General features: G+C 73.1%; 13 protein-coding genes. 9 read left to right on the plus strand and 4 right to left on the minus strand.

Annotated elements, in window-relative coordinates:
* Window positions 1–41 precede the first annotated feature (41 nt).
* The gene (locus ACFWRO_RS13375) at window positions 42–1,205 is read right to left on the minus strand and encodes an ABC transporter ATP-binding protein (protein WP_384508806.1); all 1,164 of its coding nucleotides are present in this window, start codon (window positions 1,203–1,205) and stop codon (window positions 42–44) included.
* 178 nt (window positions 1,206–1,383) lie between these two features.
* Here ACFWRO_RS13375 and ACFWRO_RS13380 point away from each other — a divergent pair, with 178 nt between their 5' ends.
* The 5 genes from ACFWRO_RS13380 (at window position 1,384) to ACFWRO_RS13400 (ending at window position 7,015) form a co-directional block, all read left to right on the plus strand.
* Window positions 1,384–2,841, plus strand: a complete 1,458-nt coding sequence (locus ACFWRO_RS13380; protein WP_384508809.1) for a cellulase family glycosylhydrolase — start codon at window positions 1,384–1,386, stop codon at window positions 2,839–2,841.
* Between the two features lie 130 nt (window positions 2,842–2,971).
* The gene (locus ACFWRO_RS13385; protein ID WP_384508812.1) at window positions 2,972–4,270 is read left to right on the plus strand and encodes an alpha/beta fold hydrolase; all 1,299 of its coding nucleotides are present in this window, start codon (window positions 2,972–2,974) and stop codon (window positions 4,268–4,270) included.
* 132 nt (window positions 4,271–4,402) lie between these two features.
* Window positions 4,403–5,302 carry an SIS domain-containing protein gene (locus ACFWRO_RS13390; protein WP_384508815.1) on the plus strand — a complete coding sequence of 300 codons (900 nt, stop codon included), beginning with the start codon at window positions 4,403–4,405 and terminating at the stop codon, window positions 5,300–5,302.
* 32 nt (window positions 5,303–5,334) lie between these two features.
* Window positions 5,335–6,093 (plus strand): PIG-L deacetylase family protein, encoded by a 759-nt coding sequence (locus ACFWRO_RS13395; RefSeq protein ID WP_384508818.1) that lies wholly within the window; start codon window positions 5,335–5,337, stop codon window positions 6,091–6,093.
* 88 nt (window positions 6,094–6,181) lie between these two features.
* Window positions 6,182–7,015: an enoyl-CoA hydratase/isomerase family protein gene (locus ACFWRO_RS13400; RefSeq protein ID WP_384508821.1), complete on the plus strand. Its 834-nt coding sequence runs from the start codon at window positions 6,182–6,184 to the stop codon at window positions 7,013–7,015.
* Between the two features lies 1 nt (window position 7,016).
* Here the strand turns inward: ACFWRO_RS13400 and ACFWRO_RS13405 are convergent, their stop codons facing one another.
* The 3 genes from ACFWRO_RS13405 to ACFWRO_RS13415 form a co-directional block, all read right to left on the minus strand.
* Window positions 7,017–7,796 carry a VOC family protein gene (locus ACFWRO_RS13405; protein ID WP_384508824.1) on the minus strand — a complete coding sequence of 260 codons (780 nt, stop codon included), beginning with the start codon at window positions 7,794–7,796 and terminating at the stop codon, window positions 7,017–7,019.
* 125 nt (window positions 7,797–7,921) lie between these two features.
* Entirely contained in the window at window positions 7,922–8,821 is a 900-nt protein-coding gene (locus ACFWRO_RS13410; RefSeq protein ID WP_384508826.1) for an SDR family oxidoreductase, read from the minus strand.
* Between the two features lie 67 nt (window positions 8,822–8,888).
* Entirely contained in the window at window positions 8,889–9,872 is a 984-nt protein-coding gene (locus ACFWRO_RS13415) for an NAD(P)/FAD-dependent oxidoreductase (protein ID WP_384508829.1), read from the minus strand.
* 76 nt (window positions 9,873–9,948) lie between these two features.
* Between ACFWRO_RS13415 and ACFWRO_RS13420 the strand changes: the two genes are divergently transcribed.
* The 4 genes from ACFWRO_RS13420 to ACFWRO_RS13435 all read left to right on the plus strand — a co-directional run bounded on the left by ACFWRO_RS13420 (window position 9,949) and on the right by ACFWRO_RS13435 (window position 13,928).
* Window positions 9,949–10,545, plus strand: coding sequence for a helix-turn-helix domain-containing protein (locus ACFWRO_RS13420; protein ID WP_384508832.1), 597 nt, complete (start codon window positions 9,949–9,951; stop codon window positions 10,543–10,545).
* A 154-nt stretch (window positions 10,546–10,699) separates the two neighbouring features.
* Window positions 10,700–11,665, plus strand: coding sequence for an NADPH:quinone oxidoreductase family protein (locus ACFWRO_RS13425; RefSeq protein WP_384508835.1), 966 nt, complete (start codon window positions 10,700–10,702; stop codon window positions 11,663–11,665).
* On the plus strand, window positions 11,665–12,855 hold the full coding sequence (locus tag ACFWRO_RS13430) for an acyl-CoA dehydrogenase family protein (RefSeq protein ID WP_384508838.1): 1,191 nt from the start codon (window positions 11,665–11,667) through the stop codon (window positions 12,853–12,855). The genes ACFWRO_RS13425 and ACFWRO_RS13430 overlap by 1 nt, the downstream gene beginning before the upstream one ends.
* A complete protein-coding gene (locus tag ACFWRO_RS13435; RefSeq protein ID WP_384508840.1) occupies window positions 12,852–13,928 on the plus strand; it encodes an acyl-CoA dehydrogenase family protein in 1,077 nt (358 codons plus the stop codon). Before ACFWRO_RS13430 ends, ACFWRO_RS13435 begins: the two co-directional genes overlap by 4 nt.
* Window positions 13,929–13,938 lie beyond the last annotated feature (10 nt).

Below are 13,938 nucleotides of genomic sequence, written 5' to 3' on the forward strand. Positions count from 1 at the left end.
CCCTCTCGCGTGGATAGGCCCTCTCGCGCGGCCAGGCCTCCTCACGCGTCCGCGATCGAGTCGAAATCCACCTCGTCCCGCGCCACGCCCTGCGCGTCCGCGTCCACCGAGCGGCGGAGCGCCTCGTGGAGCTTGGCCGGGGTGAGGACGCCGAGGAAGCGCGTCCCGTCCAGGACGGCCACCCAGCCCGCGTCGTGCTGGAGCATCTCACTGAACGCGTGCTTCAGCGGGGCGCCGACCGGCACCCAGGCCTCCATGCGGCGGGCCAGGTCGCCGACCGTGCCCTCCTGGCCGGCGAGCGCGAGGGCGTCGGCGGCCACCCAGCCGTGCAGATCGCCGTCGGCGCCGAGCACGACCGCCCAGCGGCCTCCGTCGGCACGCAGCCGGGCCGCCGCGTCCACCGCCGGCTCGTCGAGGCGGGCGACCGGCGGCTGCTCCAGGTCGTCGGGTTCGATCGTGGTCACCGAGAGCCGCTTAAGGCCTCGGTCGGCGCCGACGAACTGGGCGACGTACGGCGTGGCGGGCGCGCCGAGCACGGCCCCCGGGGTGTCGAACTGCTCGATGCGGCCCTGTCCGTACACGGCGATGCGGTCGCCCATCCGGACGGCCTCCTCGATGTCGTGGGTCACCAGGAGGACGGTCTTGCGCACGGTGGCCTGGAGGTTCAGGAACTCGTTCTGGAGGCGTTCGCGGACCACGGGGTCGACCGCGCCGAAGGGCTCGTCCATCAGGAGCACGGGCGGGTCGGCGGCGAGTGCGCGGGCCACGCCGACGCGCTGGCGCTGGCCGCCGGAGAGCTGGGACGGGTAGCGGGAGCCGTACGTCTTCGGGTCGAGGCCGACCAGGTCGAGCAGTTCGGCCGCGCGGGCCCGGGCCTTCGCCTTCTTCCAGCCGATCAACGCGGGCACGGTCGCGGTGTTGTCGAGGATCGTCCGGTGCGGGAAGAGCCCGACCTGCTGGATGACGTAACCGATGCCCCTGCGCAGTTTGACCGGGTCGACCGACGCGATGTCCTTCCCGTCGACCAGGATCCGGCCGGAGGTCGGTTCGATGAGCCGGTTGACCATCATCATCGTGGTCGTCTTGCCGCAGCCGGACGGGCCGACCAGGGTGACCAGTTCGCCCTCGGCGACCTCGAAGCTCAGTCCGTCGACCGCCGTCGTGCCGTCCGGGTACACCTTGCTGACCTGCTCGAACCGGATCATGGACCCACGCTAGGAGCCGCCGGGGCCCGGCGCACGGGGACGGGGCCACTCGGGGACGGCCCGCACGTCTCGCCGTACCGCCCTTGTCATGACCCTTGCGAGGTGATCGGAGTGGCTGCTATTCATCTTTCGTTAGGAAAGTTTCCTTCCAATACCCCCCTCCGTCCCGGGAGTCCCCATGACTTCGGCACGATCAGCACGTCTCCGGCTGCGTTCCCTCGGTGCCGCCGGCACCGCCGCGGCCGCGCTCCTCCTCGGCCTGGCCACCGCGCCACCCGCGGCGGTCGCGGCCCCCGTCACCCACGAGGCGGAGACCGCGACCGTCTCCCAGGGGGTCGTCGAGTCCAACCACACCGGCTTCACCGGCAGCGGCTTCGTCAACTACGACAACGTCACCGGCAGCTCGGTCCAGTGGAACGTCAACGCCGCCCAGGCGGGCTCCGCGACCGTGACCCTCCGCTACGCCAACGGCACCGCCACCAACCGGCCGATGGACATCGCGGTCAACGGGACCGTCGTCGCCGCCGGCAAGTCCTTCGCCGGCACCGGCGCCTGGACCACCTGGGCGACCATCACCCTCACGGCCAACCTCAAGGCCGGCGCCAACACCGTCCGGGCCACCGCCACCACCGCCAACGGCGGCCCGAACGTCGACCACGTCAAGGTCGACACCGCCACCACCCCGCCCGTCACCGGCACCCCCGTCGAGATCAACGGCCAGCTGTCGGTCTGCGGCACCAAGCTCTGCAACCAGTACGGCAAGCCGATCCAGCTGCGCGGCATGTCCAGCCACGGCACCCAGTGGTACCCGCAGTGCCTCACCAACGGCTCGCTCGACGCCCTCGCCACGGACTGGAAGGCCGACATCCTGCGCGTCTCCACCTACGTCCAGGAGGACGGCTGGGAGACCGACCCGACCAAGTTCACCAACCTCGCCAGCACCCTGATCGACCAGGCCACCGCGCGCGGCATGTACGTGATCGTCGACTGGCACATGCTCGACCCGGGCGACCCGAACGCCAACCTGGCCAACGCCAAGAAGTTCTTCACGGACATCGCCAACCGGCACAAGAACAAGAACAACGTCTTCTACGAGATCGCCAACGAGCCCAGCGGCGTGAGCTGGGCCAAGGTGAAGAGCTACGCCGAGCAGATCATCCCGGTCATCCGGAACATCGACGGCAACGCCCCGGTCCTGGTCGGCACCCGCGCCTGGTCCTCCCTCGGCGTCTCGGAGGACGGCAACGAGACCGAGGTCGTGAACAACCCGGTCAACGCCTCCAACATCATGTACACCTTCCACTTCTACGCGTTCTCGCACCGCGAGGAGTACCTGAACACCCTGTCCCGGGCCGCCGACCGCATCCCGATGTTCGTCACCGAGTTCGGCACCCAGAACTACGCGGGTGAGGGCGCCAACGACTTCGCGATGACGCAGAAGTACATCGACCTGATGGCGAACAAGAAGATCAGCTGGACCAACTGGAACTTCTCCGACGACCACCGCTCGGGCGCGGTCTTCAAGACCGGCACGTGCGACAGCAACGGTCCCTGGACCGGCACGTCGTCCCTGAAGGAGGCCGGCGTCTGGATCCGGGACCGGATCAAGTCAGCGGACAACTTCCCGACCTCCTGACTCCGTCTCCTGACCGGTCTGTCTCCTGACCGGACCGTCTCCTGACCGGTCGGTCCGACCCCTCGATGCGCCCCCGCCCCGCCCCCTGTGATGGACTGGACGGGCGGGGGCGTATCGAACAGGAGCAGCGTTGACCAGCTACCGCCAGCCCGGCCTCGTCCTCACCGACCACCGCTTCACCGTGCCGCTCGACCACGCCGTCCCCGACGGCGAGCGGATCGAGGTGTACGGGCGCGAGATCGTGGCCGGCGGCCGGGTGGGCGAGGACCTGCCGTGGCTGGTGTACCTGGAGGGCGGGCCCGGCTTCGGGGCCCGCCGCTTCATCGGCCCGCAGGCCTGGCTCGGCCGGGCCGTCCAGGAGTACCGCGTCCTCCTCCTCGACCAGCGCGGCACAGGCCACTCCACCCCCGCCAACCGGCAGACCCTCCCGCTGCGCGGCACGCCCCGACAGCAGGCCGACTACCTCGCGCACTTCCGGTCCGACGCGATCGTCCAGGACTGCGAGGCCATCCGCCGGCGCCTCACCGGCGGCGCCCCCTGGACCGTCCTCGGCCAGAGCTTCGGCGGCTTCTGCGCCACCCACTACCTCTCCGCCGCACCCGAGGGCCTGAGCACCGTCCTCGTCACCGGCGGGCTGCCCTCCCTGCACGCGAGTGCCGACGACGTCTACCGGGCCGCCTTCCCCCGGATCCGGCGCAAGGTCGAGGCCCACTACGCCCGCTACCCGCAGGACGTCGCCCGCGCCCGCCGGATCGCCGCCCACCTCCTGGACCGCCCGGCGGCCCTGCCGAACGGCGGGCTCCTCACCGCCCGGGCCTTCCAGTCCCTCGGCATCCTGCTCGGCGGCGGCGAGGGCACCCACCAGCTGCACCTGCTCCTGGAGGACGCCTTCGTCCCCACCGCCGCGGGCCCCGCGCTCTCCGACGCCTTCCTGGAGAACGTCCAGGCCCAGCTCTCGTACGCCGGACACCCGCTCTACGCCGTGCTCCACGAGGCCATCTACGCCCAGGGGCAGGGGCCGACCGCCTGGGCGGCGGAACGGGTCCGCGCGGACTTCCCCGAGTTCGACGCGGAGAAGACCCTGGCCGGGGACGGGCCGCTGCTGTTCACCGGCGAGACCGTGCACCCCTGGCACTTCGAGACCGACCCGGCGCTGCGCCCGCTGCGGGAGACCGCCCGCCTCCTCGCCGAACGGACGGACTGGGCGCCCCTCTACGACCCCGCGCGGCTCGCCGCCAACGAGGTGCCCGTCGCCGCGGCCGTCTACCACGACGACATGTACGTCGACACCACGCACTCCCTGGAGACCGCCCGCGCGATCCGGGGCCTGCGGACCTGGGTGACGGACGAGTTCGAGCACGACGGCGTACGGGCCGGCGGCCCACTCGTACTGGACCGGCTGCTGGCGCTGGCCCGGGGCGAGGTCTGAGGGCAGGCTCGGCGGCGGCTCCAGGCCGTGTCCGCGCGGAAAAGTCCAAGCGGTGCGGCCTGATTGCTCATTGGCGGGCCGGTGGTGCGGCCGGTAGAACTCCTCGGAGTACACCGAGGAGAGGAACCGGACATGACCACCCACGTCAGTGCCGAGATCGCCGCCCAGCCCGACTGCTGGCGCAGGGCCGGTGACACGGCCGCCGACCACGCCCGGCTGCTGCCCCGGCCGGGCGAGCGGGTCGCCGTCGTCGGCTGCGGGACCTCGTACTTCATGGCCCGCGCGTACGCCGCCCTGCGCGAGTCCCTCGGCGCGGGCGAGACCGACGCCTTCCCGGCCTCCGACGAGACCCCGCTCGGCCGCGCCTACGACCGGATCGTCGCCCTCACCCGCTCCGGCTCGACCACCGAGGTGGTGACCCTGCTCGCCCGGGCCTCCGGCCGGATCCCGACGCTCGTCCTGACCGCCGTCCCCGACAGCCGGGCCGCCCACCACGCGGACCGGGTCATCGGCCTCGGGTACGCCGACGAACGCTCCGTCGCCCAGACCCGGTTCGCCACGACCGCACTCCAACTGCTGCGCGCGGGGCTGGGCGTGGACCTCGGCCCCTCGATCGCCGACGCCGAACTCGCCCTCTACGAACCGCTGCCCGCGGTCTGGGAACGGCGCGCCCAGTTCACCTTCCTCGGCGCGGGCTGGACGGCCGGACTCGCCGACGAGGCCGCGCACAAGCTGCGCGGGGTGGCCCGCGCCTGGGCGGAGTCGTACGCGGCGATGGAGTACCGGCACGGGCCCATCGTCATCAGCGACCGCACCAGCCTCGTGTGCTGCCTCGGACCCGAACCGGCCGGCCTCAGGGACGAAGTGGAGGCCACCGGGGCGCTGTTCGCCGCCGACGCCATCGATCCGGTGGCCGCCCTGGTGCGCGCCCAGCGGCTGGCCGTGACGCTCGCGGCCCGGCGCGGCCTGAACCCGGACCGCCCCCGGCACGCCTCGCGCTCGGTGATCCTTTCCGGAGCGCTAAGGGGCTGAGGGGTCCCATCCAGGGGTCGTATCCTGCGCCCATGATCGACGACACGGGCACCACCACCGACCTGGCCGACATGCCCGACGACTGGCAGCGCGCGCTCGCCGTCGTCGCGCACCCGGACGACCTGGAGTACGGCTGCGCGGCCGCCATCGCGGGCTGGACCGACGCCGGCAAGGAGGTCGTCTACGTCCTCGCCACCCGGGGCGAGGCCGGCATCGACACCCTCGACCCCGCCACCTGCGGCCCGGTGCGCGAGCAGGAGCAGCGCGCGAGCGCGGAGGTGGTCGGGGTGTCGACCGTGGAGTTCCTCGACCACCGGGACGGTGTGATCGAGTACGGGCTCGGCCTGCGCCGCGACATCGCGGGCGCGATCCGGCGCCACCGCCCCGAACTGGTCATCACCCTCAACCACCGGGACACCTGGGGCACGGGCGTCGGAGGCTTCTGGAACACCCCCGACCACGTGGCCATCGGGCGCGCCACGCTCGACGCGGCGGGCGACGCGGGCAACCGCTGGATCTTCCCCGAACTGACCGACCGCGGCCTGGAGCCCTGGAACGGCGTCCGCTGGGTCGCCGTCGCCGGCTCGAGCACCCCGACCCACGCAGTAGACGCCACCCCGGGCGCCGAACGCGCGGTCCACTCCCTGCTCGCCCACCGCGCCTACATCGAGGCCCTCACGGACCAGGACCCGGAGGAGTACGTCCGCGGCTTCCTGGCCGGCAACGACCAGCGCTTCGCCTCCCGCTACGGCAACCGCCCGACGGTGGCCTTCGAGCTGTTCTCCCGCTGAGGGCCGCCGCCCACCTTCCTCCGGCAGTGCCGACCCCCTAGCCTGACCCCCTGCCTGACGGCACGTCAGGGCTGAAAGGGGGTGCGGGGTGATCGACACGCTCGACAGGGAGATCCCGGAGGGTGAGGAGCGGTTCACGTTCGTCGTCGAGGGCGGCGTCGGGGTGCTCACGCTCTGTCGCCCCGAGAAGCTCAACGGGTGGAGCTGGGAGGCCAGTCGGCAGCTCGGGATCATGGCCGACCGGATCCGCTTCGACGAGAGCGTGCGCGTCGTGCTGCTGCGGGCCGAGGGGCGTGCGTTCTGCGCGGGCATCGACGTCACGGCGCCCGGCGGCGGGATCACCGGGCGGACGGCCGCCGAGAAGATCCAGCGGTACGACGAGGGCATCCGCTGGGTCCACGAGCGCTTCGCCGTTCTCGCCCGGCTGCCGCAGCCGGTCGTGGCCGCCGTCCAGGGCTACTGCCTGGGCTTCGGCTTCGAGCTGGCCCTCATGGCCGACATCCGGATCGCCGCCGACGACGCCGTCTTCGCCCTCCCCGAGGCCGGCCTCGGCGTCGCCGTCGACGCGGGCGGCGATCTGCGGATCGCCCGCGACGCGGGTGCGGGCTGGGCCAAGTACCTGGCCCTCACCGGCCGCCGGATCGACGCGGCCACCGCCGAACGGCTGGGCCTCGTCCAGCTCGTCACCGAACGCGACGAGCTGGACTCCACCGCCCGCGAGACGGCGGCCGCCATCGCGGCCGCCGCGCCGCTCGCGGTCCGGGCGATCAAACGCGACATCGACGCCTACGCCGACCAGGGCCTGGCTGCCGCCCTCGACCGCACGGCCTCCGCCGCCGCCGTGACCCTCTCCTCCGCCGACGCCCGCGAGGGCTACGCGGCGAAGGCGGCACGCCGGACCCCGCGCTTCGAAGGCGGCTGATCTACTGCTGCGGGGCGGGCTTCAGGACCGCGAAAGGGGCGCCGAACGGATCGGCCAGCCAGGCGATGCGTCCCACGTCGGGGATGTCCGCCGCCGGCATCACGACCGACCCGCCGTTCCCCTGCGCCCGGGCGACGATGTCGTCCGCGTCGGCGACCGCGAAGTACGGAATCCAGCGGGCGTGGTCCCCGCCCTCCTGGAGCTCGGCGACACCGCCGAAGGAGGTGTCCTGCAGGTCCCCCTCGGCGGTGGAGAGCACCCGGTACGTCATGCCCGGCGCCTCCATCTCCTGCGAGCGCCAGCCGAACAGCTTCCCGTAGAAGTCGATCGCGGCCAGGGGCTGCGGCACGTGCAGCTCGGCCCAGCACAGCGTGTTGTTCTCGGAGGTCCGCTGCAACCCCTTCGTCGTCCCCGGCTGCCACAGCGCGAAGTCAGCGCCCGCCGGGTCCGAGAGCTGCGCCATCCGCCCGGCGTCCATGACGTCCATGGGCTCGGCGCGCACCGTCCCGCCCGCGCTCTCGGCGGCCTTCGCCGTGGCGTCGGCGTCGGGAGTCTGGAAGTACAGCGTCCACGCGCTGCTCGCCCCCTCCTCGGTCAGCGGACCGAGGGCGGCGACCGTCTGCCCGTCCTGCTGGAAGAACCCGTAGCCGCCGGCGTCCGGACCGGCCGAGGCGAACTCCCAGCCGAAGACGGCGGTGTAGAACGCGGCCGCGCCCACCGTGTCGGGGCTGCCGAGGTCGACCCAGTTGGGCGAACCCTTCGTGAAGTCCGTACCGAGCATGTGGTGTGCCTGCCTTTCGGTGTCTCAGGAGGTCCGTCCGGCCACCCTCGCCGATCCTCGCCCCGTTCCACCGCCCTCGCAGCCGCAGCCGCGCGGGTTCATCCGCGTGGACCAACCCGCGCGCGTCACTCCCCGAACGGCCCCCTGCCCAGCTGCTCGCGGACCGGCACCACGGGATCGTTGACCAGGACGCGCCGCTGCCAGTTCGCGCCGTCCACCACCAGCGTGTGCCCGGAGACGAACCGGGCGTACGGAGAGGCCAGGAACGTCGCCGCCCAGCCCAGCTCGCGCGGGTACCCGACGCGGAGCGCCGGCTGCCGGGCGTCCTGGAGCGGCGCCCGCGCCAGCGCGCCCCGGATGTCGGCCGTCATGTCCTCGTGCGGCATCAGCCCCGGAACCAGTCCGTTGACCTGGATCCCGTACGGTCCCCACTCCACCGCCAGCGTCTCCACCAGGTTCTTCACCCCGGCCTTCGCCGCCGCCGAGTGGGCGAAACCGGGGCCGCCGGTCCAGGCGTAGGAGGCGCCGACGTTGACGACGGAGGCGGGCGTGCGCGCGGCGAGATGGCGGCGGGCGAACTCCCGGGTCATGAACCAGGTCCCGGTCAGCGTGATGTCGACGACCGCCCGCCAGCCGTTCGGCGACAACTCCTCCGCCGGTACTGGGAAGTTGGCCGCCGCGTTGTTGATCAGGACGTCCGGCCGGGAGCCGAGGGCGCTCTCGCAGGCGTCGAACGCCCCGGCGACCGACCCGGGTTCGCGGATGTCGCAGACCGCCGTCGCCACCCGGGCCCCGGCGATCTCGGTCAGCTCCCGCCGCGCGGCCTCGAGGCGAGCGGCGGTCCGGCCCACGATCATCAGCTCCGCCCCGAGCCGCGCGAACTCGGCCCCGATCGCCTTCCCGAGCCCCGTACCGCCGCCCGTCACCAGGACCACCCGGCCTTCGTACGTCCCCGGCGGCAGCGCGCTCGCGCCGAGCGGGGGAGGGGCGGGCAGTCCGGGTGGGTCGGTCGCTTCGTTCGTCATGCGGCATCGATAGCGCGGCGGGGGCGAGAACTGAAGACCCGTCAGTTCATCCCGGAAGTCCGGCGGCTCATCCGCGATGTCCGGCGGCCTCGGCCCTGGCGGCGACCTTGCGGTCCAGGTCCTCCATGATGAGCTCCATGTTGATCGCGACACCGGCCCGATAGCCGCCGCTCGCCGCGTTGATCACCTGCTCCTGCGCGCCGATCGCGTTGCCCGCCGCCCACACGCCCGGCACGCTCGTCCGCCCCGTCTCGTCCACGGCCACGAACGCGCCGAGCGGCGTCTCCCGGGTCTCGGCGCCCAGCGCGGTCAGCAGGCCGTCCCGGGGCGTCATCCGCGTACCGACGAAGAGCACATCACGCTCCACGACCCGGCCGTCGGCCATCCGTACGCCGACGAACCGGTCGTCCTCGACGGCGAGCCCGGCCACCTCGCCCGCCACCACCTCGATGCCCGCCGCCGCGACCTGGCCGCTCTGCTCCTCGGACAGCGGACCGGCCGTGTGCAGGAAGAGGGTCACGTCGGGGGACCAGTGGGAGACGATCAGCGCCTGGTGGGCGCCGAAGACGGGGTGCGCGAGCACCCCGAAAGCCCGGTCGCGGACCTCCCAGCCGTGGCAGTACGGGCAGTGCAGCACCTCCCGCCCCCACCGCTCGGCCACCCCGTCGATCGCGGGGAGCTCGTCCACGAGCCCGGTGGTGACGACGAGCCGGCGCGCCCGGACCCGGCGGCCGTCGTCCACGGTCACCGTGAAGCCCTCGGTCTCCCCGTCCCGTACCGCCTCCGTCACCCGGCCGGCCGTCCACTCCACCCCGTACGCGGCGATCTCGCGCCGCCCCGTCTCCAGGAACTCCGCCGGGCTCATGCCGTCCCGGGAGAGGTAGCCCTGCATGTGGGCGGCCGGGGCGTTGCGCGGCTCGCCCGCGTCGACGACCAGGGTCCGGCGCCGCGACCGGCCGAGGATCAGGGCCGCGCTCAGTCCTGCCGCGCCGCCGCCGACCACCACGACGTCGTACCGCTCGGGTTCGCGTGTGTCCGTGTGTTCGCTCATACCGGGAGCCTCGCCCCTGAGGCGTGATCCCGACAAACATTCTTGCCGTTTCCGCAACGAGAGGCATGATGGAGGCATGACTGAATCAGGGACCGGGGACGACCGCATCGACGCCGTGCTCAACGAGGTCGGCCCACGGCTGCGCCGGATCCGGCGCGAGCGTGGCGCGACCCTGGGCGACCTCTCCGCCTCCACGGGCATCTCCGTGAGCACGCTCTCCCGGCTCGAGTCCGGGCAGCGCAGGCCCAGCCTGGAGCTGCTGCTCCCCATCGCCCGCGCCCATCAGGTGCCGCTGGACGAGCTCGTCGGTGCGCCGCCGGTGGGCGATCCGCGGGTCCGGGCCAAGCCGATCGTGCGCCACGGCCGCACGATGTTCCCGCTCACCCGCCAGCCGGGCGGCCTCCAGGCGTACAAGGTGCTCCAGGAGAAGCCGTACGAGAACCCGGATCCGCGGGTCCACGAGGGGTACGAATGGCTCTACGTGCTCTCCGGCAAGCTCCGGCTCGTCCTCGGTGAGCACGACGTGGTCCTGGGGGCGGGGGAGGCGGCCGAGTTCGACACGCGCGTACCGCACTGGTTCGGGCCCACAGAGGACGGGCCTGTGGAGTTCCTGAGCCTCTTCGGGCCGCAGGGCGAGCGGATGCACGTACGGGCCCGCCCGAAGCAGTCCTGAAGGCTGCGGGGAGGGTGGGGCGCCCGGGGGTGCCCCGCGCGGCCGGCGCGCCCCCGCCCCAAGAAGTCCGCCGCGCATGGTTCCACCAGCCACAAGCGACCGCTTAGTATGCGACCGACCGCGCAGTACGGACGACGGCTGGTGGAGGACCGCGATGCAGGCATGGCGAGTGCACGAGAACGGCGAGCCGGGCGAGGTGATGCAGCGCGACGAGGTGGAGACGCCCACACCCGGCGCCGGGCAGCTCCTGCTCAAGGTGCGCGCGGCCAACGTCAACTTCCCCGACGCGCTGCTCTGCCGGGGCCAGTACCAGGTGCGGCCCCCGCTGCCGTTCACCCCCGGGGTGGAGATCTGCGGCGAGACCGAGGACGGGCGGCGGGTCATCGCCACGCCCGCCCTCCCGTACGGCGGCTTCGCCGACTACGCGGTGGCGGACGCGGCGGCGCTGCTGCCCGCCCCCGAGGCGCTCGACGACGCCGAGGCGGCCGCGCTCCACATCGGCTACCAGACCGGCTGGTTCGGCCTGCACCGCAGGGCCGCGCTCAAGGAGGGCGAGACGCTGCTCGTCCACGCCGCCGCGGGCGGCGTCGGCAGTGCCGCCGTCCAGCTCGGCAAGGCGGCCGGTGCCACCGTCATCGGGGTCGTCGGCGGATCGGAGAAGGCCGAGGTCGCCCGTGCGCTCGGCTGCGACGTCGTCGTGGACCGGCGTTCCGAGGACGTCATCGCCGCCGTCAAGGAGGCCACCGGCGGCCGGGGCGCCGACGTGATCTACGACCCCGTCGGCGGTGAGGCGTACGCCCAGTCGGCGAAGGTCGTCGCCTTCGAGGGCCGGATCGTCGTGGTCGGCTTCGCGAGCGGGGCGATCCCCTCGCCCGCCCTCAACCACGCCCTCGTCAAGAACTACTCGATCGTCGGCCTTCATTGGGGCCTGTACAACCTCAAGGACCCGGCGGCGATCCTGCGTTGCCACGAGACGCTCACCGAGTACGCCGCCAAGGGCCTGATCAAGCCCCTGGTCAGCGAGCGCGTCCCGTTCGAGGCCGCGGCCGACGCCGTGCAGCGCGTCAGCGAGGGCGTCACCACCGGCAGGCTCGTCGTCCTCCCGGAAGGGGCCGCGTGATGGCCGCCGCGATCGACGCCGACGAACTGCGCTCCCGTACCCGCCGGTTGCTCGCCGAGCACCCGCCCGCCACCACGGACCGCACCGACTTCCTGCGCGCCCGCTTCGACGCGGGGCTCGCCTGGGTCCACTACCCCGAGGGCCTCGGCGGACTCGACGCCCCGCGCTCCCTGCAGGCCGTCGTGGACGCCGAACTCGCCGCCGCCGACGCCCCCGACAACGACCCGCGCCGGATCGGCATCGGCCTCGGCATGGCCGCGCCGACCCTCCTCGCGTACGGCTCCGAGGAGGTCAAGCAGCGCTTCCTCAGGCCGCTCTGGGTCGGCGAGGAGGTGTGGTGCCAGCTCTTCAGCGAGCCCGGCGCCGGCTCCGACCTCGCCGCGCTCGGCACCCGCGCCGTCCGCGACGGGGACCAGTGGGTCGTCAACGGTCAGAAGGTCTGGACGTCCAGCGCCCATGTCGCCCGGTGGGCGATCCTCATCGCCCGCACCGACCCCGATCTGCCCAAGCACAAGGGCATCACGTACTTCATCTGCGACATGACCGACCCCGGCGTCGAGGTGCGGCCGCTGCGCCAGATCACCGGCGAGGCCGAGTTCAACGAGGTCTTCCTCACCGACGTCCGCATCCCCGACGCCCACCGCCTCGGCGAGACCGGCGACGGCTGGCGGGTCGCCCAGACCACCCTCATGAACGAGCGGGTCTCGATCGGCGGCGCCCGCATCCCCCGCGAGGGCGGCATGATCGGGCCGGTCTCCACGACCTGGCGCGAACGTCCCGAGCTGCGCACCCACGACCTCCACCGGCGGCTCCTCGACCTCTGGGTGGACTCCGAGGTCGCCCGCCTCGCCGGCGAGCGGCTGCGTCAGCAGCTCGTCGCCGGGCAGCCGGGCCCCGAGGGCAGCGCCATGAAGCTGGGCTTCGCCCGCCTCAACCAGGCCATCAGCGGCCTGGAGGTCGAACTCCTCGGCGAGGAAGGGCTGTTGTACGGGGACTGGACCATGCGCCGCCCCGAGCTCGTCGACTTCACCGGCCGGGACGCCGGGTACCGCTATCTGCGCTCCAAGGGCAATTCGATCGAGGGCGGCACGACCGAGGTCCTGCTCAACATCGTCGCCGAACGCGTCCTCGGTCTGCCCTCCGAGCCCCGCAACGACAAGGACGTCGCCTGGAAGGACCTCGCGCGATGACTGACCTCCTCTACTCCGAGACCGAGGACGACCTGCGGGCCGCCGTCCGCTCTCTGCTCACCGACCGGGCCGACCCGAGCGTGCTGCTCGGCCGGATCGAGACCGGCGACCCGTACGTCCCCGGCCTCTGGAAGTCCCTCGCGGGCGAGATCGGGGCGGCCGGGCTCCTCGTCCCCGAGGAGCTGGGCGGCCAGGGCGCGAGCCACCGCGAGGCGGCCGTGGTCCTGGAGGAGCTGGGGCGCGCGGTGACCCCGGCTCCGTACCTGACGAGCGCGGTCGTCGCGACCGAGACCCTGCTCGCCCTGGACACCGGGAGCGCCCCGGTCGCCGAGCTGCTGGCCGGTCTCGCCGCCGGCCGCACGGTCGCGGTGCTCGCGCTGCCCCTGTCCACGGCCCCGGGCGCCCGGCCGTCCCCTGCGGACACGGTGACCGGCGTCGCCGACGCGTCCGCCGCCGACGTGCTCCTCGTCCCGCGCGCGGACGGCCTGTACGCGGTCCCGGCCGACGAGGCCACGGTCGTACCGCAGACCCCGCTCGACCTGACCCGCCCGCTGGCGACGGTGACCACGGCCGCCGGCACGGGCACCCGCCTCGCGGACGCGGCGACGTCGACGGCGGCGGTCGAGCGCGGCCTGCTCGCCGGAGCCGGACTCCTCGCCTCCGAGCAGCTCGGGCTCGCCGAGTGGTGCCTGGAGGAGACCGTCCGCCACACCCGCACCCGGTTCCAGTTCAACCGGCCGGTCGGCTCCTTCCAGGCGCTCAAGCACCGTATGGCGCAGCTCTGGCTGGAGATCGTGAACGCCCGGGCCGCGGCCCGCGCCGCCGCCGACGCGCTCGCCACCGGCAGCCCGGAGGCCCCGCTGACCGTCGCCGTCGCCCAGGCGTACTGCGCGAAGGTCGCCGTCCACGCGGCCGAGGAGTGTGTCCAACTCCACGGCGGTATCGGCATGACCTGGGAGCACCCCGCCCACCTCGCCCTGAAGCGGGCCAAGTCCGATCAGATCGCCCTGGGTTCGACCGGACACCACCAGAACACGATCGCCGCCCTGGTCGACCTCCCGGCTCCCGCGTGACCGTGGGACA

It is taken from the genome of Streptomyces sp. NPDC058579, assembly GCF_042718575.1.
GTDB lineage: Bacteria > Actinomycetota > Actinomycetes > Streptomycetales > Streptomycetaceae > Streptomyces.